This window comes from Janthinobacterium sp. 1_2014MBL_MicDiv (assembly GCF_001865675.1).
In the GTDB taxonomy this organism is placed as follows: domain Bacteria; phylum Pseudomonadota; class Gammaproteobacteria; order Burkholderiales; family Burkholderiaceae_D; genus Janthinobacterium.
Window position 1 is genome coordinate 2,709,388 of the sequence record NZ_CP011319.1, and the last position, 24,201, is coordinate 2,733,588.

Annotated in this window: 20 protein-coding genes; 9 read left to right on the forward strand and 11 right to left on the reverse strand. The window is 64.7% G+C overall.

Going from position 1 to position 24,201, the window contains the following annotated elements; translation table 11 throughout:
• Positions 1-33: 33 nt before the first annotated feature.
• Positions 34-1,239: a citrate synthase gene (locus YQ44_RS11850; RefSeq protein ID WP_071326427.1), complete on the forward strand. Its 1,206-nt coding sequence runs from the start codon at positions 34-36 to the stop codon at positions 1,237-1,239.
• 3 nt (positions 1,240-1,242) lie between these two features.
• Here the strand turns inward: YQ44_RS11850 and YQ44_RS11855 are convergent, their stop codons facing one another.
• Positions 1,243-2,577 (reverse strand): alpha/beta hydrolase family protein, encoded by a 1,335-nt coding sequence (locus YQ44_RS11855; protein WP_071323557.1) that lies wholly within the window; start codon positions 2,575-2,577, stop codon positions 1,243-1,245.
• A gap of 130 nt (positions 2,578-2,707) precedes the next feature.
• On the opposite strand from YQ44_RS11855, the gene YQ44_RS11860 reads away from it, so the two are divergent.
• The 5 genes from YQ44_RS11860 to YQ44_RS11880 all read left to right on the forward strand — a co-directional run bounded on the left by YQ44_RS11860 (position 2,708) and on the right by YQ44_RS11880 (position 6,169).
• Positions 2,708-3,487, forward strand: coding sequence for a TatD family hydrolase (locus YQ44_RS11860; protein WP_071323558.1), 780 nt, complete (start codon positions 2,708-2,710; stop codon positions 3,485-3,487).
• Positions 3,488-3,503: 16 nt separating this feature from the next.
• The gene (locus YQ44_RS11865; RefSeq protein WP_071323559.1) at positions 3,504-4,154 is read left to right on the forward strand and encodes an ankyrin repeat domain-containing protein; all 651 of its coding nucleotides are present in this window, start codon (positions 3,504-3,506) and stop codon (positions 4,152-4,154) included.
• A gap of 265 nt (positions 4,155-4,419) precedes the next feature.
• Positions 4,420-5,343, forward strand: coding sequence for a methyltransferase domain-containing protein (locus tag YQ44_RS11870; RefSeq protein ID WP_071323560.1), 924 nt, complete (start codon positions 4,420-4,422; stop codon positions 5,341-5,343).
• Positions 5,344-5,559: 216 nt separating this feature from the next.
• Positions 5,560-5,808, forward strand: a complete 249-nt coding sequence (locus YQ44_RS11875) for a hypothetical protein (RefSeq protein WP_071323561.1) — start codon at positions 5,560-5,562, stop codon at positions 5,806-5,808.
• 163 nt (positions 5,809-5,971) lie between these two features.
• Positions 5,972-6,169: a hypothetical protein gene (locus tag YQ44_RS11880; protein WP_071323562.1), complete on the forward strand. Its 198-nt coding sequence runs from the start codon at positions 5,972-5,974 to the stop codon at positions 6,167-6,169.
• A 63-nt stretch (positions 6,170-6,232) separates the two neighbouring features.
• On the opposite strand, the gene YQ44_RS11885 is transcribed toward YQ44_RS11880, so the two are convergent.
• On the reverse strand, positions 6,233-7,291 hold the full coding sequence (locus YQ44_RS11885) for a phospholipase A (protein ID WP_083411784.1): 1,059 nt from the start codon (positions 7,289-7,291) through the stop codon (positions 6,233-6,235).
• 346 nt (positions 7,292-7,637) lie between these two features.
• Between YQ44_RS11885 and fusA the strand changes: the two genes are divergently transcribed.
• Positions 7,638-9,746 carry an elongation factor G gene (fusA, locus tag YQ44_RS11890; protein ID WP_071323564.1) on the forward strand — a complete coding sequence of 703 codons (2,109 nt, stop codon included), beginning with the start codon at positions 7,638-7,640 and terminating at the stop codon, positions 9,744-9,746.
• Between the two features lie 112 nt (positions 9,747-9,858).
• Here the strand turns inward: fusA and YQ44_RS11895 are convergent, their stop codons facing one another.
• From YQ44_RS11895 to YQ44_RS11910, 4 genes are read right to left on the reverse strand one after another with little or no spacing between them, the layout of a single operon-like run.
• Positions 9,859-11,028, reverse strand: a complete 1,170-nt coding sequence (locus YQ44_RS11895; protein WP_071323565.1) for an HlyD family secretion protein — start codon at positions 11,026-11,028, stop codon at positions 9,859-9,861.
• A 21-nt stretch (positions 11,029-11,049) separates the two neighbouring features.
• Positions 11,050-12,492, reverse strand: a complete 1,443-nt coding sequence (locus YQ44_RS11900) for an efflux transporter outer membrane subunit (RefSeq protein WP_232251263.1) — start codon at positions 12,490-12,492, stop codon at positions 11,050-11,052.
• Between the two features lie 17 nt (positions 12,493-12,509).
• Entirely contained in the window at positions 12,510-14,078 is a 1,569-nt protein-coding gene (locus tag YQ44_RS11905) for a DHA2 family efflux MFS transporter permease subunit (RefSeq protein WP_071323567.1), read from the reverse strand.
• The gene (locus YQ44_RS11910) at positions 14,075-14,509 is read right to left on the reverse strand and encodes a MarR family winged helix-turn-helix transcriptional regulator (protein WP_071323568.1); all 435 of its coding nucleotides are present in this window, start codon (positions 14,507-14,509) and stop codon (positions 14,075-14,077) included. The genes YQ44_RS11905 and YQ44_RS11910 overlap by 4 nt, the downstream gene beginning before the upstream one ends.
• A 129-nt stretch (positions 14,510-14,638) precedes the next feature.
• Here YQ44_RS11910 and YQ44_RS11915 point away from each other — a divergent pair, with 129 nt between their 5' ends.
• Positions 14,639-15,169: an SRPBCC family protein gene (locus YQ44_RS11915; RefSeq protein ID WP_071323569.1), complete on the forward strand. Its 531-nt coding sequence runs from the start codon at positions 14,639-14,641 to the stop codon at positions 15,167-15,169.
• A gap of 187 nt (positions 15,170-15,356) precedes the next feature.
• Here YQ44_RS11915 and YQ44_RS11920 read toward each other — a convergent pair whose 3' ends face one another.
• The 4 genes from YQ44_RS11920 to YQ44_RS11935 form a co-directional block, all read right to left on the reverse strand.
• Positions 15,357-15,707 (reverse strand): VOC family protein, encoded by a 351-nt coding sequence (locus tag YQ44_RS11920; RefSeq protein WP_071323570.1) that lies wholly within the window; start codon positions 15,705-15,707, stop codon positions 15,357-15,359.
• 219 nt (positions 15,708-15,926) lie between these two features.
• Positions 15,927-16,409, reverse strand: a complete 483-nt coding sequence (locus tag YQ44_RS11925) for a hypothetical protein (protein WP_156894801.1) — start codon at positions 16,407-16,409, stop codon at positions 15,927-15,929.
• A gap of 130 nt (positions 16,410-16,539) precedes the next feature.
• Positions 16,540-17,052, reverse strand: coding sequence for a hypothetical protein (locus YQ44_RS11930; RefSeq protein WP_071323572.1), 513 nt, complete (start codon positions 17,050-17,052; stop codon positions 16,540-16,542).
• Positions 17,049-17,954, reverse strand: a complete 906-nt coding sequence (locus tag YQ44_RS11935) for an alpha/beta hydrolase (protein ID WP_071323573.1) — start codon at positions 17,952-17,954, stop codon at positions 17,049-17,051. The genes YQ44_RS11930 and YQ44_RS11935 overlap by 4 nt, the downstream gene beginning before the upstream one ends.
• A gap of 80 nt (positions 17,955-18,034) precedes the next feature.
• Between YQ44_RS11935 and YQ44_RS11940 the strand changes: the two genes are divergently transcribed.
• Complete coding sequence (locus YQ44_RS11940; protein ID WP_232251264.1) at positions 18,035-21,289, forward strand: PAS domain-containing protein; 3,255 nt, start codon at positions 18,035-18,037, stop codon at positions 21,287-21,289.
• Here the strand turns inward: YQ44_RS11940 and YQ44_RS11945 are convergent.
• Positions 21,286-24,195: a hybrid sensor histidine kinase/response regulator gene (locus YQ44_RS11945; RefSeq protein ID WP_071323574.1), complete on the reverse strand. Its 2,910-nt coding sequence runs from the start codon at positions 24,193-24,195 to the stop codon at positions 21,286-21,288. The genes YQ44_RS11940 and YQ44_RS11945 overlap by 4 nt on opposite strands.
• Between the last annotated feature and the right edge of the window lie 6 nt (positions 24,196-24,201).

Below are 24,201 nucleotides of genomic sequence, written 5' to 3' on the forward strand. Positions count from 1 at the left end.
GACCATGCAGCCATCAACGCTACAATGGCGGCCATGAACAAAGACCTGTCCGCGTCCGAGGCGGCGCGCATCCTCGGCGTCAGCCTGCCCACCCTGTATTCCTACGTCAGCCGTGGCTTGCTCGCATCCAGCGCCAGCGGGCCGGCGCGCCGCAAGCGCTATCCGCATGAGGACGTGCTGCGCCTGGCTGCCCGCAAGGGCGACGCCCGGCGCGGCGGACAGACGGCGGTGGCGGCCATGCACTGGGGCGTGCCCGTGCTGGAGACGCAGATTTCCCATATTGCCGATGATCAACTGCTGTACCGGGGCTGCGATGCGGCGGCGCTGGCCGGCCATGCAACGCTCGAAGCTGTGGCCTGCCTGCTGTGGGACGATGGCCAGGTCGACTATTTCATGGCGGGCGCCCCCGTGCTGCCCGAAGGCCTGTTCGAGCGCGCCCTGGCCCTGGCGCCGGACGCGGCGCCGCTGGCGCGCGCCATGGCCACGCTGCCGCTGCTGGCGCAATGCCTGCCGGCGCCCGGCCCGCAGCCGCAGGCCATGCTGCAGTCTGGCCCGATGCTGATGCGTCTGCTGGCCGCCATCCTGCTGAAGGCGGCGCCAAGCGCCTTGCCGCTGCACCGGCAAGTGGCCCTGGCGTGGGGCGTTGATGCGGCCCAGGCCGAATGGATACGCGCCGTCCTGGTGCTGCTGGCCGACCATGAATTGAATGCGTCGACGTTTGCCGTGCGCTGCGTCGCCTCGACGGGCGCCAGCCTGGCGGCGGCGCTCGCGGCTGGCCTGGGCGCCTTGTCCGGCGACCGGCATGGCGGCGGCAGCGCCGCGGCCAGGCGCATGCTGGCCGGCGCGCTGGCCGCGACACAGCCCGAGGAATTTATCGCCAGCTATTACCGGAGCATCGCGCCGGAACTGGCCGGCTTTGGCCATCCGCTGTATGCGCATGGCGATCCGCGCGCGGCGTATGTGCTCGCGCGTCTGGCACCCCTGGCGCAAGAGCGGCCGCGGCTGGCCGCCATCCTGTCCGCGTGCGAGGCGGCGGGCCAGGTGCTCGACGCCCGCCCGAATGCCGACCTGGCGCTGGCCGTGCTGGAACTGGCTTTCGACTGGCCCGTGGCGGCAGGCAGCACGCTGTTTGCCCTGGCCCGCGCGGCCGGCTGGATCGCGCATGCGGCCGAGCAGGCCACGGCGGCCACGCTGATACGGCCGCGCGCCCGCTATGTCGGGCGTCACCAGCGCGATTGACGCTTAGCGGCTGGCGCCAGCGCTTGCAGCGGCCACGCGGTCCGGGGTGGCCGCGCCGTACTGTCCCTGCAGCTTGCCCCTGGCCCAGTCCGCCATCAGGTCGTAAAACCCGGCAGCGATGCGCGTCGACTTGCGCGTGCCGTCGGCCGCCTCGGTGTAATGCCACATGCCGTGGCCCGTCAGCGGGAACAGGTAGACGGCGATATCGTGGCCTTGCCGGCGCAACTGCGTGAGGCGCTCGAGCGTCTGTGCAATCGGCGCCTGCCGGTCTTCCGCCGCGAATGCCCACAGCTGCGGCACCTTGACGCCGCTCAATACCTGCATGGGCTGCACCGACCAGTCGATATCGAGCTTGTCGAATTGCGGCACGCCATGCCGGCGCAGTTCCTCGGCCGGTATGCCCAGCAGCACGCCCGTATAGCCGCCCTTGATAACGGCAAACCACGCTTCTTTCGCATGGCGCTGCTGGAACGCCGCCAGCTCGTCGAGCCCGTCCTTGTACGACGACTTGACGATCCTGGCCGTGATGTCGCTTGCCGCGCGGCCCAGCGCGACGATCTCGTCGCCATAGCCGCGCTCGCGCAATTCCTTGCCGACCTGGGCCGCGTCCTGTTCCGTGATGTCGACGGCCAGGCCGTAGCCGATGCCGAGAAACTCCGCCTTCGCGCGCTGCGCCGCCAGCGGGGCGATCCAGCCGCCCTGGCTTACGCCCAGCAAGCCGAAACGGCCGTAGCGGCCTTGCGCCAGCCGCTTCGCTTCGCCCGATGCCGCCACCAGGTCATCGGCCAGGCGCGGGAAGTTCTGCGTATATTCCCCTTCCGACAGCCCCGCGCCGCGCTTGTCGTAGACGAAGACGGAGACGCCGCGCCCGACCATCTGGTACGGGTCGCGCGCGCGGTCGATCCAGCCGCTGCCTTCGGAACCATGCGCATACACGACGAGCGGCGTCTGCCTGCCCGCGCCAGGCGGCTCCATCAGCCGTCCGGCCAGCATCACGCCATGCGAGGCGAAGCGCGTGTTCGACTCGGCGATCGCCACTTTCGGCCAGGTCTGCGTTGCCCGCACCCGCACGCCGTCCTTTTCGCAGGCGACGAGGGCGGCCGCATCCAGTGTATTGCCGACCGTGCCGTCGCTGAAGGTGTAGGCATAGCCTTTGCCTCCTTTCGTGAGGGCGACGAAGGCCGTCTCATCCTTGCGGTAAACGCCCGTCTCGCAGGCGATGGGTGGGGCCGCATCGGGCGCGGCAGCTGCTGGCGCAGGCGCAAGCTGGGCATGGACGGGAGCGCCGGCGGCGGCGAGCGCGGCGGCAAGGACGGGGGCGAGGAGGTGGTTTGTCATCGCACAATACTACCGCATGGTGTTGCCGCATTGTTAAAGAAAAGCTGAAGACCGCGGCGCCGGCCATGGCGCCTTGCTGGCGCGCCCCTGGCCGCTGCCAGTTTCCTCCCGCTCCGGTACAATCTCGCCTATGTATATCGATTCCCATTGCCATATCAATTTCCCCGAGCTGGCTGCTCGCATGCCCGAGATTCTTGCCAAGATGGCCGAGAACAAGGTCACGCACGCCTTGTGCGTGTCCGTCGACTTGCCGGACTTTCCGCAAGTGCTGGCCCTGGCCGAGCAGTATCCGCATATTTTTGCCTCCGTCGGCGTGCATCCCGACTACGAGGATACGCCGGAGCCGTCCGTGGACGACCTGGTGCGGCTGGCCGACCATCCGAAGATCATCGCCATCGGCGAGACGGGCCTCGACTATTTCCGCCTGACTGGCGACCTCGAGTGGCAGCGCGAGCGTTTCAGGACCCACATCAAAGCTTCAAGAATCACGCGCAAGCCCTTGATTATTCACACAAGAGCGGCCAGTGAAGACACCATACGCATCATGCGCGAAGAGGGCGCCGGCGTGGCCGACGGCGGCGTGGCCGGCGTCATGCATTGCTTTACTGAATCCCTGGAAGTGGCGCGCGCCGCCATCGACATGGGTTTCTATATTTCGTTTTCCGGCATCGTCACCTTCAAGAGCGCCAAGGACTTGCAAGCCGTGGCGCTGGAAGTGCCGCTCGAGCGCATCCTCATCGAGACGGATTCACCTTACCTGGCGCCCGTGCCCTTCCGCGGCCGCATGAACGAACCGGGCTACGTGGCCCACGTGGCGGAATACCTGTCGACCCTGAAAGGCATGCCGCTGGCCCAGGTGGCGCAGCAGACGACGGATAATTTCTTCAAGTTATTCAATCAGTTGCCATAACTTATTAAGGTTGATTATGATGCGAAAACTCGCGCTGGCGGCGCTATTGTGCTGGGCCGGGGCCAGCCAGGCGGCGCCGGAACCGGAAGCCTTCTCCCGCGCCGTCTCCGTCAACAATGACAGCGGCGTGCGCAGCATGCTGGCCGACGGCATGAATCCCAACCTGCCCGACGCGCAGCGCGGCGACGTTCCCCTCGTGCTGGCCCTGCGCGACGATGCGGACAAGGTCTTCGAGGTCTTGCTGGCCGCGCCCGGCATCGACCTGGAAGCCCGCTCGGCGAATGGCAACACGGCCCTGATGATGGCCGCCTACAAGCACAAGCAGGCGGCCGTGGAAGCCTTGCTGGCCAAGGGCGCCAAGGTCAACCAGAGCGGCTGGACGGCGCTGCATTACGCGGCCTCGGCCGGCGACCTGCCCATCATGAAGATTTTGCTGGACCGCGACGCCGTCGTCGATGCGCGCGCGCCCGCCAACATCACGCCGCTGATGTTTGCCGCCCGCGAAGGCCAGGAGGGCGCCGTCAAGCTGCTGCTGTCCTGGGGCGCCGATGCGCAACTCAAGAGCGACCATGGCTGGACGGCCATCCAGTTCGCCCAGGCCGGCGACAAGCCGGGCGTGGTGGCCATCATCGAACGCCAGCTGCAGGCGCGCGCCAGCCGCAAGTAATCGTTCCAGTATCATTCCTGCAATGTTTTCCATGCCAGCGCTCAAACTGGCATGGAATTGCCTCTCACCTCAGCCCTTTGTTCATCTCCCTGATTAACGATAATGATTGTGTCGCATTAATCAGGAGATCTTTCGCATGGGTAATCACATCAAGGCCAGGCGCCGGCTGTACTGCCGCCGCCCCGCGCGCAGCCCGTGCGATATCACTGCTTTCTGGAATGACAAAACCGACCGGCCATCGGAGCCAGACTCCAAGAGGACAGACATGCTGAATGAACGAGAAATCGAGAGTTGTTACCTGGGGCAATTTATCCCCGTCCATTACCACCACAATATGTTGATGGACCAGAACCGCATGCACGGGTTCAAGTCGGCGATCGATTACGCGGTAAAACCCGGCATGAAGGTGCTGGAGCTGGGTGGCGGCACGGGCGTGCTGTCGTGGTTTGCGGCGGCCCGCGCCGACAAGGTGTGGTGTGTGGAGTTCAATCCGGACATGGTCAAGGAAGCGCGCAAGATGCTGGCGCTCAACCCGAATGGCGAAAAAGTCGAGGTCGTGCATGCGGACGCCTTCGAATACCTGCCGCCCGAGCCCGTCGACGTGGTCATCTGTGAAATGATCCATGTGGGCATGCTGCGCGAAAAGCAGGTGGAAGTGATCGAATCGTTCAAGCGCCGCTACCTGGCCCGTTTCGGCGGCCCGCTGCCCATCTTCCTGCCCGAGGCCGTCATCATGGCCGTGCAGCCGATGCAGCAGGAATACGATTTCGAAGGCTTTTACGCGCCCATCGTGCAATTCCAGGAAACCACGGCCATCCATCCTGGCGTGCAGGAACTGGCGCCGCCATCCGTCTACAGCATCATCGACTTCAGCCAGCCGACGGACAGCGTGTTCGGCTTCGACGGCAAGTTCGTCGTCGAGCGCAGCGGCACCCTGAACGCCTTGCGTTTCGTCACCAAGAACATCCTGGCCGTCGTGCCCGAGCGTTCCACCACCATCGACTGGCTGAATCACTACATGTGTTTGCCGCTGGCCATGCCGGTCGCCGTGAAGGCGGGCGACGTGCTGCAGGTGAGCTTCCAGTACCGCGCCGGCGGCTCGATCCCTTCGCTGGAAGCGTCGATCCGCGCGCAGGTCATCTACGACGTCAACCTGCAGCCTGTCGTGCAGAACGCCGTCTACGCCTGAACGCCGGCCTAAGCTGCTGCACGTCGCGATGTGCGGCCTGCGATGCTCGCTGTGCCCTGGCACAGCTGCGCTTCTCGGCCACAACCCGCTACCGCTCGCGACGGTTGTTTCAGGCGTTTTGACGCACCTTTTGCTAACGCCGCAGGCATTTCGTCCTGCGGCGTTCGTCCATTCAGGGTATATTTCGTCCTTTACCCACCGGACAGCTTTACTATCATGGAACAGATCGATCAGCGTTACCTCGTGCAACAGAACAAAATCAGCGACGGCGAGACCAAGCCGCCCGTGTTTGCCAAGGTGATGCGCAGCAAGGAAGGCGTGTTTGAAGGCGTGTCCTTCATCAAGTCGAAGGACAAGGCGACCGTCATGACCATCGAGGACGCCAACCAGGCCATCAAATGGGCCACCAGCAAGAAACCGAACGCGCACGAGTACGTCACCAAGGTGATTTGCGTCGGCCAATAAACACGCCGCCAGCCGCCGTTCATTCCCGCTTTCGTCCCGTTCATCGTGCCATTGTGCCGTTCATCGCATTGCCGTTGCCGCCATGCCGGCGCTTTTATATAGTGGCGTCACGGTAGCGGGGCAAGCACAGCTTGCTCCGCACATTTCATTCAAGGGGAACGACATGCTGGGTTTTGTGCTGTGGCTGCTGCTGCTGATGCTGTGCTGGCCCCTGGCCTTGCTGGCGCTCGTGCTGTATCCGCTGGCCTGGCTGCTGCTGCTGCCGTTCCGCCTGATCGGCATCGGCGTCGAGGGCGTGTTCGAGCTGCTGCGCGCCATCGTCATGCTGCCGGCCCGCGTGCTGGGCGGCGGACGGCGCTGAAGCGCTCCTCCCCATAAAAAAATGGCGCCCCCGGCGCCATTTTGTATTTGTCGGACAGTACTCTTACAGGTCGACCATGAAACCGGCGCCGATCGACTTTTGCGAATAGTTGTAGTCGATCAAGCTCTGGCCATAGCCGGAGAACAGCTGCAGATAGCCTTTCAGGTTGGCTTTCAGCGGGAAAGCCCAGCTGGCCTGCATGGAGCCATGCTTCTTGCTGAAATTGCGGCGGGCCGTGACGGCGTATTCATGACCCTTGTTGCGATAGCTCAAGCGTAAATCGCCATGTCCCATGTAATCGATGATGTCGATATTATCATTGTCGTTCGCGCTATTGTCGAGGCGGTGCCACACGCGCGCCGTGATGGCCAGATTGTCTTTTTCCATACCCAGCTCGGCATATACGCGGTTCCAGCTGCGCGACAGGGTCGAGGTCTGGCCGTTTGACTGGTGCACCAGGCCGAAGTTCAGGTAATTGAATTCCAGGCCGGCCAGATTCTTGTTGATCGGCATGACCAGCATCAGTTCTGGCTGATAGTTCGTCTCGCGGAACGGGCTCGAGGCCTTGCGGTTGTACGCCTGCCAGAAGCTTTGCTGCGTGTAGCCGAACCACATGTCGATCGGCGTGCCGGCGATGTCTTCCAGCATTTTCATCTTAAAGCTCAGCTGGAAAGTCAGCTCCACATGCTGGCTCTTGATGCCGCCCGGCGTGAAATCCTGGAACGGTTCGTCATTGGAAGCGTTGCTGTAATTGGCCAGCAACAGATACGTGTCGCGGTGGGGGCGGAAGTTGAACAGGCCGCGCTTCGACGCCTCGTTCAATTCCCACGATTGCTGGGTGCGCGAAATCGGCGTTTCCGGCGGCGCCGCGCCAGCCTGGGCGATGGCGGGAATGGCGGCGTTGACGGCTTCCGGCGTGGCGACGCCAGGCGGGCTGATGAGCGTGAGGGGCGCGACCTCGGCGGCAGCCGCCAGGGTCACGGCCGCCGTCGCCGGATCGCCGCCGGCCGCGATGGTGGCTTTTTCCGCCGCCTTGGCCAGGGTGTCGAAGCATCCCAGGCGGGCGCTGGCGTCACCGAGCACGGCGCAACGCTGCATTTGCTGCTCCAGTTCGCCGGCCATGGATAGCGCAGGCGACGCCAGCAGGGAAGAGAGAATTATTTTTCTTAGTTGAATAGTCATAGGCTGTGTGGGGCATGTCGTTCGGTGCGCACCTGGGCTGCATGCCGGCGGCGTCGCCTTGCATGGCAGGATGCCATGCATATTGATACTGATTAATCTTTGTTGATTTAGTACTTATGAAAGTATAGCTGAATCCGCAATTAGCCCCGGTGCGCCTGACGTGCGCGCGGCGGACAGTGTTGTGTGCATGGTAAACGGCCCGCTGCCGTGCCGCCAAAATCGATGTCTGCTACACTGGAAGACCGGCGCAAACCCTGGCGTGCCGGGGCTAGCCATGGAGATTGTGATGACCCGCAAAACACCTATCGAGCGCTACCGCAACATTGGCATCAGCGCCCATATCGACGCCGGCAAGACCACCACCACCGAGCGCATCCTGTTTTATACGGGGGTGAATCACAAGATAGGCGAAGTGCACAATGGCGCCGCCACCATGGACTGGATGGAACAGGAGCAGGAACGCGGCATCACCATCACCTCGGCCGCCACCACGGCCTTCTGGAAAGGCATGGCCGGCAATTTCCCCGAGCACCGGATCAACATCATCGATACGCCGGGCCACGTGGATTTCACGATCGAGGTCGAGCGCTCGATGCGGGTGCTCGACGGCGCCGTGATGGTCTACGACGCCGTCGGCGGCGTGCAGCCGCAGTCCGAGACCGTCTGGCGCCAGGCCAACAAATACCACGTGCCGCGCATCGCCTTCATCAACAAGATGGACCGGGTCGGCGCGGACTTCCTGCGCGTGCGCCAGCAGATCGGCGCGCGCCTGAAAGGCGTGGCCGTGCCCATCCAGCTGCCGATCGGCGCCGAAGAGCATTTCACGGGCGTGATCGACCTCCTGAAAATGCGCGCCATCACCTGGGATGACGCCAGCCAGGGCGTGCAGTTCAGTTATGGCGAGATTCCCGCCGAATTGCAGGCGCAGGCGCAGGAGTGGCACGAGCACCTGGTCGAGCATGCGGCCGAAGCCAGCTCCGAGATGACGGAACGCTACCTGAACGGCGACACCTTTACCGAGGCCGAGCTGAAGCAGGCCTTGCGGGCGCGCACCATCCGCAATGAAATCGTGCCCATGCTGTGCGGCAGCGCGTTTAAAAACAAGGGCGTGCAGGCCATGCTCGATGCCGTCATCGAATACCTGCCGTCGCCGATGGAAGTGCCGCCCATCATGGGCCATGACGAGCACGACAACGAGGTGGAGCGCCATCCGACGGACGACGAGCACTTTTCCGCGCTGGCCTTCAAGATCATGACGGACCCGTTCGTGGGCCAGCTGACGTTCTTCCGCGTGTATTCGGGCGTGGTGAACTCGGGGGACATGGTCTACAACCCCACCAAGAGCGCGCGCGAGCGGCTGGGGCGCATCCTGCAGATGCATGCGAACGAGCGCAAGGAAATCAAGGAAGTGTATGCGGGCGACATCGCCGCCGCCGTGGGCCTGAAGGCCGTCACCACGGGTGACACCCTGTGCGCCATCGACCACATCATCGTGCTGGAAAAGATGATCTTCCCGGAACCCGTGATTTCGCAGGCCGTCGAGCCGAAGACCAAGCCCGACCAGGAAAAGATGGGCATCGCCCTGAACCGCCTGGCGCAGGAAGACCCGTCGTTCAAGGTGCACACGGACGAGGAGTCGGGCCAGACCATCATGTCGGGCATGGGCGAGCTGCACCTGGAAATTCTGGTCGACCGCATGCGCCGCGAATTCGGCGTCGAAGCGAATGTGGGCAAGCCGCAGGTGGCCTACCGCGAAACCATCACGCGCACGGTGGAAGATGTGGAAGGCAAGTTCGTCAAGCAGTCGGGCGGACGGGGCCAGTACGGCCACGTGGTGCTGAAACTCGAGCCGCTCGAACCCGGCACGGGCTACCAGTTCGTCGACGCCATCAAGGGCGGCGTGGTGCCGCGCGAATTCATTCCCGCCGTCGACAAGGGCATCGCCGAAACCCTGAAATCGGGCGTGCTGGCCGGCTATCCCGTGGTCGACGTGAAGGCCACCTTGACCTTCGGCTCCTACCACGACGTCGATTCGAATGAGAATGCCTTCCGCATGGCCGGCTCCATCGCCTTCAAGGATGGCATGCGCAAGGCCGCTCCCGTGCTGCTGGAACCGATGATGCAGGTGGAGGCGGAAACGCCGGAAGAGTTCATGGGCAACGTCATGGGCGACTTGACGGCCCGGCGCGGCATGGTACAGGGCGTCGACGACATTCCCGGCGGCGCGGGGCGCATCGTCAAGGCCCTCGTGCCGCTGGCCGAGATGTTCGGCTATTCCACCACCCTGCGTTCGCTGACCCAGGGCCGCGCCACTTACACGATGGAATTCAAGCACTATGCGGCCGTGCCCAAGCATATCCTCGACCAGGTGGCGGCGGCGGGCAAAACCAAATAGAGGCGGGTAGCGGGTAGGTCGGATTAGCGCGCAAGCGCGTCATCCGACGCCACCACCGGCAACGCCAACGATGTTGTCGGATGACGGCCTGCGGCCTGATCCGACCTACCCATCAATTCAGAAGATTCTGCGCAATAATCGTATCGGCGATCTTTTCCGCCTCGGCCACCGGCTGGCGCAGCGCTTTGGTCGTGTAGACGGTCGACGCCACCATCGGCTGGTCCAGGGTCGCTCCTTCGCCATGGCTGGTGTCGACCGTCACGGTGGTGGACAGGCCGATGCGCAGCGGGTGGGCCGCCAGTTCCTTCGGGTCCAGCGCGATGCGCACGGGCACGCGCTGCACCACCTTGATCCAGTTGCCCGTGGCGTTTTGCGCCGGCAGCAGCGAAAACGCGCTGCCCGTGCCGGCCGACATGCCCAGCACCTTGCCGTGATACACCACCTTGCTGCCATACAAGTCCGTTTCGATGGTGGCCGCCTGGCCGACGCGGATATTGCGCAATTCGGACTCCTTGAAGTTGGCGTCGACCCATAATTGATCGAGCGGCACGATGGACATCAAGGGCGTGCCCGGCGTCACGTGCGAGCCCAGCTGCACGCTGCGCTTGGCCACGTAGCCGGAGACGGGTGCGAGCACGGCGTTGCGGCGCACGGCCAGCCACGCCTGCACCACGTCGCCCCTGGCCGACAGCACGGCCGGATGGCTGGACAGGTTCACGCCGGCCACGCCCGACTTGGCGGACTCGGCCTGGCGCTGCGCCACCACCAGGGCCGCGTTCGCATCGTCGACGGCCTGTTTCGCGTGGGCCAGGTCTTCGCCGGAAATCGTCTGGTCCGCGGCCAGCGGCGCGCGGCGCGCCAGATTGCCCTGCGCCGTGGCCAGGGCCAGGCGGCGCTGCCCGATGACGGCGTCGTACTGCGCCACGCTGGAATACCGTTCGCGTTCCTGGCGCACGACGTTGCCCAGTCGCGCCTCGGCCTGGCGCAGGGCCAGCTCCGCATCGATGCCGTTCAGGGTGATGAGCGGCGCGCCCGCTGTCACCATCTGCGTCTCGTCGGCGCGGATTTCATCGACATTGCCCGTTACCTGGGCGGACAGGGTGACCAGGTTGCCGCCCACATAGGCGTTGTCCGTGACTTCTTCCTTGGCCAGCACCAGTTGATAGTAGGCGGCCCAGGCTACGCCGGCCACGACAAACGCGGCCGTGATGGCCATCAGTACGGCCTTGCGCTTGCCCGGTTGTTCGGTTGGGGTGCTTGTTGCTGTGGTATCGCTGCTCATGATGTGTTCCGTAATCGATGGTTATTGTTGGGCGGTGGCATTGGCGGAAAAGTCGCTGCTGCCCCGGTAGCCGCCGCCCAGGGCCACGGTCAGGCCGATTTCCGCGTTCTGGCGCTGGTTTTGCAGCTGCATGCCCAGGTCCACCTGGCCGCGCACGGTCATTTCCGCGCTGAGCTGGGTGGCGCGGTCGGCCAGTCCTTGTTTCAGGCGCGCATTCGCATTGCGCAGCTGCGCTTCGCTGGCGCGCAGGTTTTCCTGCTGCAGGCGCAGCTGGTTTTCCACGCCCTGCACCCTGGCGCCGGCCTGCGCCACGTCGCGCACGACGTTGTAGACGTTCTGGTTGTAGTCGGCGATCAGTTCATCGCGCTCGCTGCGCGCGCCGGCAAGTTGCGCCTGCAGGCGGCCGCTGTCGAACAGGGGCAGCGATAACGCCGGGCCGATGAACAGGGTGCGGCTGCCGGACTCGAGCAGCTTGCCCAGCTTGATGGCATCGAGGCCGAACGAGGCGCCGAGGTCGATATCGGGGTAAAACGCGGCCTCGGCCGCCTCGATGCCGCTCAGCGACGCTTGCACGCGCCAGCGCGCCGCCTGCAAGTCGGGCCGGCGCGCCAGCAATTCCATGCCCAGCTTGCCGGGCAGGGCGTGCGGCAGCGCCTGTGCCTCCTTCGGCTGCAGGCTGGCCAGGGCCATGCCATCCGCGCCCAGCAGCGCGCGCAAGGCTTCGCGCTCCGTGACGACCTGCGTTTCCAGCATGGCGATCTGCTGTTGCAGCAGGCTCAGCCGCGTTTGCGCGGACAAATGGTCGTCGCTGACGCCGAGGCCGTTGGCGATGCGCTTTTCCTTGTCCGCCACCAGTTGCTGCTGCAATGTCACCAGCGCATGCAGGTTGTCCATGCGGGCCCAGCCGTTTTGCATGCTGAAATAATGTTTGGCGATTTCGGCCGCCAGCATCTGCTCGGCCATCGCATACTCGGCGCGGCGCGCGTTGACTTCGCCCAGGGCGGCCGCGATCTGCGCCCTGTGCCGGCCCCACCAGTCGAGGTCGTAATGGGCTTGCACGCCCACCGTCGCTTCATTGTAGTAATTGCCGCCGATGGGGGCGGGCATCAGGCCGTTGCCTGAATAGCGCTGGCGGTTGGCGGCGGCGTTCACATCCACGCGGGGGCCGCGCTCCGCATGCCGGGCGTCGAAGGCGGACAGGGCCGAGCCGATGCGGGCATGCGCCACGTCCAGGCCCGGGCTGGCGGCCAGCGCCTGCTCGACCAGCTGATCCAGCTGCGGGTCGCGGAACTGGCGCCACCACTGGGCCGCGGGCCAGCCTTCGCTGGCTAGGTGGATGTCGGCAGCCAGCTGGATGGTGGCCAGGTCTTGCTGCGGCAGCCGTTGCGCGTCGGGCGGGATGCTGGCGCAGCCGGCCAGGGCCAGCGATACGCTGAGGGCCAGTATGCCGAGGGAGAGTTTCATAGGTGTGTGCATGAGGGTTATTCCATGGCCGCGTGGTCGACCACGACCGGCGCATTCTTCTTCGGTGGTTTGATCAGGAGCAGGAGCGGCAGCACGAGGATGGTCAGCCACATCATCAGCCAGAAATCGTCGAGGTAGGCGATCATCGACGCCTGCCGCGTGATTTCGCCATTCAGCGCCGCCATGCCGGTGCCCGTGCCCAGGTCGAAGACTTGCGCGATGCCGGGGTCGTGCAGGGCGGGGTTGGCGATATTGATGTGTTCCGTCAGGGACGCATGGGCAATCTGCGTATTGCGCACCAACAAGGTTTGCACGAGGGCGATGCCGATGCTGCTGCCGATATTGCGCACCAGGCTATAGATGGCCGTGCCTTCCGCCCGCATCTGCGGCGACAGCGTGGCAAACGTGGCCGCGCTCAGGGGCACGAAGACGAGGCCCAGGCCGATGCCCTGGATGATGCCGTTCCACACGACGGTCTTCGGCACGAGGTCCAGCGTGAAATTGGCCATCTGCCACAGCGAGAACGCCGTGATGGAAAAACCCACGCCCAGCAGGATGCGCGTGTCGATTCTGCCCGTGAGCTTGCCGACGATCAGCATGGCCATCATCGTGCCCAGGCCGCTTGGCGCCGTCACCAGGCCGGCAATGGCCGCCGGGTAGTTCATCAAGCCTTGCAGCATCGACGGCGTCAGCGCGCGGGTGGCGAACAGCACCAGGCCGACGATGAAGATGAACAGCAGGCCGCTCACATAGTTCGAGTTCTTTAACAGGCGGTAATCGAGGAAGGACTTGCCGGCCGGGCGCAGGGCCGTATGGGCGATGAAATAGCACAAGCTCATGGCCAGCACGATGGCTTCGATCCACGTTTCCGTCGAGGAAAACCAGTCGTTCTGCTCGCCACGGTCCAGCAGCATCTGCAAGGCGCCGATGGACAGGCTCAGGGTGGCGAAGCCGAACATGTCGAAATTCATGCGGCGGTTCGGCGGGTCCTTGGGGATGTAGCGCCAGATGCCATAGAAGGCCATGGCGCCGATCGGGATATTGATGAAGAAGACCCAGCGCCAGCTGTAGCTGTCCGTCAGCCAGCCGCCCAGGGTCGGTCCCAGGATGGGGCCTATCATCACGCCCATGCCCCAGATGGCCATGGCCGAGCCGTGCTTTTCGCGCGGATTGATGTCGAGCAAGACCGCCTGCGACAGCGGCACGAGGGCCGCGCCGAATACTCCCTGCAGCAGACGGGCGGCGACGATCTCGGACAGGGTGCCCGACAGTCCGCACAGCACGGAAGCGAGCGTGAAGCCGGCCACGGAGACGAGGAAGGTGTTTTTCTGGCCGAAACGGTCGCACAGCCAGCCCGTCAGGGGCGTGGCGATGGCGGCGGCGACGATGAACGACGTCAGTACCCAGGTGATCTGGTCTTGCGAGGCGGACAGGCTGCCCTGCATGTGGGGCAGGGCGACGTTGGCGATGGTGCCGTCGAGCGCCTGGATGATGGTGGCGAGCATGATGGAAATCGTGATCATGCGCCGGTTCAGCGTGGGATCTTGCGCAGCCGGTACGGAGGACGCGGCAGTGGCCGAACTCATGCGGATTTCTCCGTGGACGCCTGCAAGGCTTCCAGCAGTTCGGTGGCGGCCCGCAATTGTTCTGGGTCAATGCCTTGCAACAGTTCCTTGCGGAAGCCATCCGCTTCCTTGCGCACCGTGTCGTACACCTGCATGCCCGCGTCGGTCAGCACGACGAGTTTCACCCTGCGGTCCGTTTCCGATGGCTGGCGCTGCACGAAGCCCGATTTCACGAGCCGGTCCAGCATCGACACCATGGTGGGGTTTTCCACCCCCAGCTGGTGCGCCAGCTCGCTTTGCGACGGCGGCTGCGGCGACTTGGCGATCATGGCGATGGCCATCCAGCTCGCCTGTCCCAGGTCCAGGTCTTTCAGGCGCCGGTCGATCGCATGGCGCCAGCCGCGCGCCGTCTTGTGGAGCGCGGCGGAGAAACGCTCTTCGATAGAAATCATAAAGTAAGTCGTCTAATAGTTAGGTATCGAACTAATATTTTAGCATGCAGATGTGCGCCGCGTGCAGGCCTTTCTGTTTTTCCACGCCGCTGTTACATTAGTGCCAGTCCATCACCTTCAGGAGACAGCATGACGACCGCAGAACAGAAACAGGAAGGACAGCACCGTGACGGCAGCGACTTTGTCATCACGCAAACTTTCGACGCGCCGCGCGAGCTGGTGTTTCAGTCGTGGGTGGAGCCGGACCGCCTGGCCCAGTGGTGGGGCCCGGTGGGCTTCGAATTGAGCGTGCTGGCGCTCGACCTGCGGCCGGGCGGCATTTTTCATTACGGCATGCGCGCCGACAATGGTTACGAGATGTGGGGCAAGTTCACTTACCAGGCTATCGACGCGCCGGAAAGAATCGTGTCGATCCTGTCGTTCGCCGACAAGCAGGGCAATGCCGTGCAGCACCCCGTCAGCGCCACGTGGCCGCTGGAATCGTTCAATACCATGACGCTGACCGAAGAAAACGGCAAGACGACGATGACCCTGCGCTCGACGCCGCACAAGGCGACGGATGAGCAGCATCGGACTTTTGTGGAAGGGCATGAGTCGATGACGGAGGGCTTCAAGGCCACGTTCGGCCAGCTGGCGCAGTACCTGGCACGCGTGCAGTGATCTGGCGCGGTTTCGTTAAAAGCGGGCCGGAGTCGCGGGCCTGAGAAAACGGCCATGGCCATTTTTCCGGTACGCTGGGTCCGAAGTGCCGGGCTTGGCAGCGGGAGCCTGCCCGGCTTGCTCCTGTCTGCCCGTTTGGCGTTCGCCGGCAAGCACCGACATGAACGCGGGCAGGTCGCCGCCGCGCCTATGTGTGCGACAGAATATTGATGAGCTTGCCGAAAGGGTCGCGCACGAAAAAGCGCCTTACGCCCCAAGGTTCATCGACTGGGCCATATTCAATGGGAAAGCCTGCCGCAGACATGCGTGCCAGTGCCGTATCGACGTCATCGACTTCAATGGAAAGGTCGGGCACGGCAGTGTTCGAGCCGCCTTCCGTCGCGAAGCTCACCTGAACGCTCATCTCGGTCTGCAAACCATATGTCCTGATCCAGCCGTGATCCATTAACAGGCTGAGACCCAGCACTTCCTGGTAAAAAGTCCGGGCCAGTCCCAAATCCGGCGCCGGGAAATTTGCCACTATCCGCATGACTTGCATATTTTTCCTCACTGCCAAAGATTGAACAATTCAACACCCGCCTCTAAGCGTCAGTTTTGGCTATGCCAGCCTCCAGCAAGCTGTGGCAGGCCGAGAAAATCTCGTCGACACAATCCTCCGCCGCAATGCCAAAACACTGGTGCCCTGTTTGTTCGTGCGCCAGCACCGTGAAGTCTTCCAGCGATGGAGGATGTCCAAGCTTTCCTGCGATGGTTGCTATCAGGGCGCAGCCCTGGTTGGCATCGAGCGACCTGTCCAGCACGTCGCGAGCCAGAATCGCACATAGTATTCCTTGCTGTGGGCGGCACTGACCAGTTTGCTTAACATCCGCAAAAATTCATCGAGTGAAAAATGGGTGCGATCAAAGTCTTGCGGGAAGAAGGTAAGTTCGCAGAATATGCTCCCTGCGGCGTCCCAGTAGAAGAACGCCTGAATGTGCTTGGGATTGCTGCCATCGTCCCATAGCGTCGACAGTGCGCCGGTGCGCTGTTCCAGGACGCGGGCCAATGCCGCGTATGGAATGTCTTCGCCGCTGTAGGTTTTCGCCTGCCTTAGCTGCCAGTAAGCAGCCAGAACATGGAGGACGCCGATAGCACCAGACGTCGAGATACATTCCGCAAAGTTGATGTCCCGGCAGGAGCCGTCATCATCCAGCAGGGCAGCCTCGACAGCGTTCAACATGGTTTGTTCATTGATTTTCATGAATGATTTGCGCATCCAGCACCTTGAACACCGTTTCCCCAGAGACAGACGCAATGCCCCACGGCTGCTCCGTACTGACCCGCGCCAGGCGGCGCTATCTGCACGGACAGACTGGCCACGCGGGGACCGGTCATGAATCATCATCCCGCTTGGCATCGCGCTCGCGGCAGCTCAGGGATGCATAGTGCCCCTTGGGGACCTTGTTCCTGATCGCCACCTCACGCAGTTCATGCGCCAGATCAACATGATCGCTCAGGGTGCAGCGGTTGGCGCGGGCAAACTGTTCCAGGTTCCTGGTACTGCCATGCACCTTCACCGTGACTCCCGCACCGGGGCTGACGCAGCAGCCGATGTATTGCGTGATGTATTCCTCTTCGATCAGCACCAGTTCATGGCCCAGGAAGGGGGCCGGTGTATTCAAGAGGTAGTAGTCGGTGTAGTCGGCGCGCTGGTTGGGCTTCTTGCCGACCAGGCCAGCCCGCATATAGGCCTCGATGGCCTGGCCGGACGTGCCCGTGCGCTCGGTCGTGCCCTTCTTGAGTTGCAAGGCATGCAGCAAGCCGCTTTCCAGTGACGTGGTGTCGGCGGCGAACGCCATGACGGAGCAGGCGGCAAGCATGGCACAGGCGATGGCGTGTTTCATTGTGCTGCCATCCCCAGCATCTGTTTGATCACCGGCAAGATCATCCGCCACGCGGGCGACGTCGCGGCGATTTCGTCGTAGTGGCTGGCGCCGGGCAGTATCAGTACTTCCGCATGGTCGCCGGCCAGCTTCGCCTTGGCCGCATAGTCGTGCGCGACGCGGGGCGGCGAGATGGTGTCGAGTTCGCCCGTGGCCAGCACGGTGCGGCTGCCGTTGGGCATCAGGTCGGCCGCGTTGGTGTCGCTGTAGATGTCGGGACGATCATTGCTGGCGCTGCCCGCCAGTTGCACCATATCGCGCTCGCAGCTGCTCTTGATCAAGTCTTTCTCGTGGCGCAGGTCGGCCAGGCCGCCGAGGCTCAGGATATTTTTTACTGGCAAGAACTTGTCGCGGTACAGGGGGCTGGTACGCGGCAGTTTTTCACGCCCGGCGATCCATTGCACCAGCTGCCCGCCCGCCGAATGGCCCATGGCCACGATGCGGCCTGTGTCGAGCTGGTACTCGAGCGCATGCTGTTGCAGGCTGTCGAGCGCCGCGTGCATGTCTTCGTAGGTGCCGGGATAGCCGCCGCCTGCCTCGTCCACGCGCCGGTACTCGACATTCCACACGGCGATGCCCTGCGCCACGAGGGCGCCGGCCACGTTGCGCATCTGCGTGATGCCGCCGAACGCCACCGTCCAGCAGCCGCCATGCACGAGCACGACGACGGGAAACGGTCCGCTGCCTTCGGGCCGGAACAGCTGCGCGTACTGCGACGGCGCCGCGCCATAGGCGATCCGTGTCGTGGGCGCGGGGCCATGCAGGGCCAGGTAATCGTCCAGGCTCATGGGAGCGGCGACGGCGCCGTGGCTGGCGGCGAGCAGGGCGGTGGCGATCAGGGAGGGCGGCAGGGACATGGTCATGTGCGATTACGCTTGAGAGAAGAGCAACACTCTAGCATAGGCTGGCGCCCTCATCACTCCCGGAGATGCGGTTTTCTCCTATGGGAAGCGTTGCCCCATGGTATATTTCGGGCATCAGTTACCCGCTTATCGACACGGTGCACGCAAACAACATCATCACATTGCTGGACGCCGAGCATCGCGCGCTGGGAAGCATCGCCGCCGGTGTCGACCTGGCCCATGCTTTGGAACATTTGCTGCTGGCGCTGGAGTCGCAGTCCGACGAAGCCATGCACGCCTGCCTCGTCCTCATCGACGAGACCGACCGTTTTTGCGGCCTGGCCGCGCCCAGCCTGCCGCAGGACCTGTGCCTGGCCTTGCGCCACGGCGGCGAACAGCCATCGCCGTTCAGCACGGCCGCCTTTTCCGGCGCGCCCGCATACTGCGGCGACATCACGCGCGACTTGCAATGGAGCGCCGGGCGCAAGGAAGCGGTGCTGCATGGCTATCGTGCCTGCTGGGTCGCTCCCGTGTTTGGCGCCAGCGGACATATCCTGGGCGTGCTGGGCTTGCTGTTCCAGGCGCCTTGTCACCCGACCCAGCCCGAGATCGAGCTGCTGGCGCTGGCCGCCCGCGTCGCCTCGCATGTGATCGAACGTAGCCAGCTGGAACGGCAGCTGCACGACAGCCGCGAACACTTTCACTACGCCATCGAGCTCAACACCCAGGTGCTGTGGACGGCCGACATCGACGGCAAGCTCGACTATGTGGCGCAGCGCTGGCGCGAATGGACGGGGGGCAGCGGCCTGGGCACGAGCTGGCTCGAGGCCCTGCATCCCGAGGATGTACCCCATTCCCTGGCGGCATGGAGCGAAGCGGTGGGCAGCGGCCAGCCGTTCGAGGCGGAAATGCGCGTGCGCCGGCAGGACGGCCAGTACCGCTGGATGCACACACGCGCCTTTTGCCGGCAGGATGAGCGGGGCAATCCCTTGAAATGGTATGGCTCGTGCGAGGATATCGAAGAGCACTGGCAAGCGCGCAACGCCTTGCTCGACAGCGAAGCACAGTTCCGTTCGCTGGCTTCGACCATGCCCAACCAGGCCTGGCTGGCGCACGGCAACGGCGCCACCTACTGGGTCAACGAACAGGTCTGCGCCTACACGGGCCAGTCCATGAAGTCGCTCGTGGCCAGCGGCTTTCGCTACTGCGTGCACCCGGACGATATGCAGGCCACGCAGCAAAGCTGGGAGCGGGCCGTCAGCACGTCCAGCGCCTATGAATACGAGTTCCGCATGCGCCGCGCCAGCGATGGCCAGTACCGCTGGTTCCTGGCGCGCGCCTTGCCCCTGTTCGACGAGGCCGGCAAGGTGCTGCGCTGGGTGGGCACCAACACGGACGTGCAGGAACAGAAGAACGTGCTGGAAAAGATGGCCTACCTGAATTCCTCGCTGGAAGTGGAGATGGCCAACCGTACGGCCGACCGCGACCGCATGTGGCGGCTGTCGACCGATATCATGCTGGTGGCCGACATGAGCGGCATGATCATCGCCGTCAATCCCGCCTGGACGGGCATCCTGGACCGGCCGGAAATCGAATCGCTGGGCATGGATTTCATCAGCCTCGTGCATCCCGAGGACCGCATGGCGGCCTTGAAGGACCTGTCGCGCCTGGCCCATGGCGCGCCGACCCTGCGCATGGAAAACCGCTACCGGCGCCGCGACGGCGGCTACCGCTGGATTTCCTGGACGGCCGTGCCGGCGCAAAAGCTGATCCACGCCATCGGCCGCGACGTCACGGACGAAAAAGAGGCGCGGCTGGCGCTGGTGCGCAGCGAGCAAGCCTTGCTGCAGGCGCAAAAGCTGGAATCGATCGGCAAGCTGACGGGCGGCGTGGCCCACGATTTCAATAACGTGCTGCAAATTATTTCCGGCAACCTGCAGCTGCTGAAGCTGACGGTGGCCGACAACCCGCAGGCGGCGAAACGCCTCGATTCCGCCGCCTCGGCCGTCGAGCGCGGCGCCAAGCTGTCGTCGCAATTGCTGGCCTTTGCGCGGCGTCAACCGCTGAAACCGCTGGTGACGGACCTCGGACGCCTGCTGCGCCGCATGCATGAGCTGATACGCCGCGCGCTGGGCGAGGCGGTGACCGAGGAAACCTTCATCAGCGAAGGCCTGTGGCATACGCTGGTCGACCCGAACCAGATGGAAAACGTGCTGCTGAACATGGCCATCAACGCACGCGACGCGATGGAAGGGGGCGGCCGCCTGACGTTTACCTTGAGCAATGTCACGCTCGACGCCGCCTATGCCAGCCTGCATGCGGACGTGCTGGCGGGCCAGTATGTCTTGCTGACCATCACGGACACGGGCCACGGCATGGAGCGCGACGTGATCGACCAGATCTTCGAGCCGTTCTTCACCACCAAGCGCGAAGGCGAGGGCACGGGCCTGGGCCTCTCCATGGCCTACGGCTTCATCCGCCAGAGCGCGGGCCACATCAAGGTGCACAGTGCGCCGGGAGCGGGCACGACCTTCAAGATATATCTGCCGCGATCGCTGGAAAAACTGGCCGAGCCGCCGCCCGGCCTGGCCGGACCCGTGCTGGGCGGCGGCGAGACCATCCTCGTGGTGGAAGACGACGCCCCCGTGCAGCACACGGTGGTCGACATGTTGCGCGGCCTCGGCTACGACGTGCTGCACGCGGACGACGGCGCCTCGGCCCTGGCCCTGCTGCGCAGCGGCGTCGCCGTCGACCTGCTGTTTACGGACGTGGTCATGCCGGGTCCCGTGGGCAGCAAGGAGCTGGCGCGCCAGGCGCGGCTGCTGCTGCCGGAACTGGCCGTGCTGTTTACCTCGGGCTATACGCACAACGCCATCATGCAGGGCGGCCGGCTGGACCCGGGCGTGGAGCTGCTGAGCAAACCGTACCGGCGCGAAGACCTGGCCCGCACGGTGCGCCATCTGCTGGCCGACCGCCGCCTGGTGGGCGCGCCCGACCCGTCCGGACGACGCATCCTGCTGGTGGAAGACAATGACGATGCGCGCGAAATGAGCACGGAAATGCTCAACATGCTGGGCCATACCGTGTATGGTGTGGCCAGCGCCGAGGACGCCTTGCCCCTGCTGGCCTTGCCGGGCCTCGACGTGCTGGTCACCGACATCAGCCTGCCCACCATGTCGGGCCTGGAACTGGCGCGCCATGCGCGCGAGCACTGGCCGCAGCTGGAAGTGATCTTCGCTTCCGGCCACGACTGGGGTGCCAGCCTGATGCAGGACGCCAGCGCGCGTTTCCTGCGCAAGCCGTTCAGCCTGGAAGAGCTGGCCGCGGCCCTGAAGGCGCGCCGGCCCGGGACTTAAGCGCCTGTCTTGCCGGGCGGCAGCAAGACCTGCTGCAGCTGTTCGAGGGTAAATGGCTTGACGAGGAAGCGCGCCGCCGGGTCCAGCACGCCGGAATTGGCCGGCGCATGGCCCGTGGAAAACACCACTTCCAGCCGCGGATGCTCGCGCGCCACCAGTTCGGCCAGTTCGACGCCCGACATGTGCGGCAGGCTGATGTCGGTCAGCAGCAACTCGAGTCCAGGCGTGCCCAGCAGCGGCACGGCTTCCTCGGCCGTGCCCACGGCCAGCACCGCATGCCCGAGCATGGCCAGCAGTTCGCCCGTCATGGCGCGCGCGTCCGCATTGTCTTCCACCAGCAGGATGTGACGCGTGCCGGGCCGTGCCCCGGGCAGCGCGGGCGCGGCCGGCTGCGGCGCCAGCTGCGCGCGGTATTGCTGCAGGCCCGCCACGTGGCGGCCATTGGCCAGCAAATGGCGGATGCGCCGCGCCAGGTCTTCGCGCCGGTAGGGCTTACTCAGCAGCTCCACGCCCGGTTCCAGGCGGCCGCCCTGCATGATGGCATCCTGCGTGTAGCCCGAGGTAAACAGCACGGCCAGCTCCGGCAGCAGCAGCCGCGCCTGGCGTGCCAGCTCCGTGCTGGCCACCTTGCCCGGCATCACCACGTCCGTAAACAGGAGGTCAATGGGGATGCCGCTGCCGATGATGTTGAGCGCGCTTTCGCCATCGCTGGCGCGCAGCACGAAATAGCCGAGGCCGCGCAGCATGTCGACCACCGTCGTCTGCACCTGCAGGTCGTCTTCCACGACGAGGATGGTTTCCTTGCCGCCGAGCACGGGACCATCGAGCTGCAGCGGCAGTTCGGATTCCGCTTCCAGCGAACGGGGCAGGTAGATGCGGAAGGTGCTGCCATGGCCGGGCACGCTGTCCACCTTCAGGTGGCCGCCGCTCTGGCGCAGGAAGCCATACGCCATGGACAGGCCCAGGCCCGTGCCTTCGCCTTCGCGCTTGGTAGTGAAGAAGGGCTCGAAGATCTTGTCCAGCAGCTCGGGCGGAATGCCCGTGCCCGTGTCCGACACGGCCAGCTGCACATAGTCGCCGGGCACCACGTCCGCATGGCGGGCCGCATAGGCGCTGTCGAGCACGCTATTGCTGAGCTCGATGGTCAGCTGGCCCTGGCCCTCCATGGCGTCGCGCGCATTGATGGCGAGGTTGAGGATGACGTTTTCCAGCTGGTGCGGGTCGACCAGGGCGCGCCAGGCGCCTTCATCGAGCAGCAAGCGCGTGTCGATGGTCTCGCCCGTGGCGCGGCGCAGCAAGTCCTCCGTCGAGCGCAGCAGGTGCGCCAGGTCCGTCACCAGCGGTTTCAACGGTTGACGCCGCGCAAAGGCCAGCAACTGCGCCGACAGCTTGGCGCCCCGTTCCACGGCGGCCGTGGAGCTGGCGATGCGCCTGGCGGCCAGCGGATCGTCGCCCACGGTCATCTGCAGCAGCTGCAGGTTGCCGGAAATGATTTGCAGCACATTGTTGAAATCGTGGGCCACGCCGCCCGTCAGCTTGCCCAGCGCTTCCAGCTTTTGCGACTGCAGCAGCGCCGTCTCGCTGTGGCGCAAGGATTCCTGCATGCTGCGCAAGGTGCTTTCCGCTTCCTTTTCCAGGGTGATGTGGCGCCCCGTGGCGAACACCAGGTCGCCTTCGGGCGCGGCCACCCAGGACAGCCAGCGGTGGCCGCCGTCGCGGTGGCGGTAGCGGTTTTCAAAGCTGGGCATGGCTTCCGGCGTCACTTGCGCCACCTGCGCCAGCGCCCGGCGCGTGGCGGCGGCATCCTCGGGCAGCACGAAATCGAACACGCTGCGGCCCAGCATTTCCTCGGGCAGCCAGCCGAGGATGGCGGCCGAGGCCGGGTTGACGGCGGCGAAGCAATATTCGGCATCGACGGCCACCATCAGGTCGTGCGCGCTGCGCCACAGCCTTTCGCGTTCGCTGTTGCGTGCCGCCAGGTCCGCTTCCAGCTTCTTTTCCACGCTGATGTCGCGCGCGCTGCAATACACCTTGTCGCCCTCGGGCACGGCCACCCACGACAGCCAGCGCCAGCCGCCGTGCTTGTGGCGGTAGCGGTTCTCGAAGCGCAGCGCCGGCTGGCCCTGGTTGGCCGCCTCCCACGCCGCATAGGTTCGCTTCAAGTCGTCAGGGTGGATCAGTTCCAGGAACTTCGTCGTGCGGATTTCCTCTTCCGACCAGCCCAGCGTGGCTTGCCAGGCGGGGTTCGAGTGCTCGAAATAGCCGTCGAGGTTGAGCACGCCCAGCAGGTCGGGGCTGACTCGCCAGGTTCGACCGAATTCGCGCGTGCGCTCGGCCACCTGCTGCTCCATGTTGGCACTGAGCAGGCGCAGCTGTTCTTCCGCCTGGGCCCGCAAAATGGTCGACCAGACCCGTTCCGACACTTGCACGGCCAGTTCGATCTCGTCCGCGCGCCAGATGCGGGCGGCGCGGCTGTGGACGACGAACAGGGCCGCCAGCCGGCCATCCTTGGCGATGGGAATGTTCAGGAAGGCGCGTATGCCCAGCCGCGCGAACGTGGCCAGCGCGGCCGGCGCGGCCGTGCGCGGGTCGCTGGCAACGTCGCTGACGGCCAGCGCGTGGCCGGCCGACAGCGTGTCGGCCAGTCCGGCGGCATAGTCGCCGAGAAAGTATTCGCCGGCGGCGCCCGGCGCCAGGCCATCGCTCCATGCATGTTGCAGGGTGGGGCATTGCAGGGTCTGGTCAATGTCGAAACAGGCGACCTGCTGTGCGCCCAGGCGCTGGCCCAGCATCTGCGCCGACAGGGCGAGGATGGCGCCCGTGTCGTGCAGCAGGCGCAGCCGGCGCTCCAGTTGCAGCAGGAAGGCCACGCCGCTGGGGCCGGTGGTGGTGCGGTGTTCCGTCATGCCGGC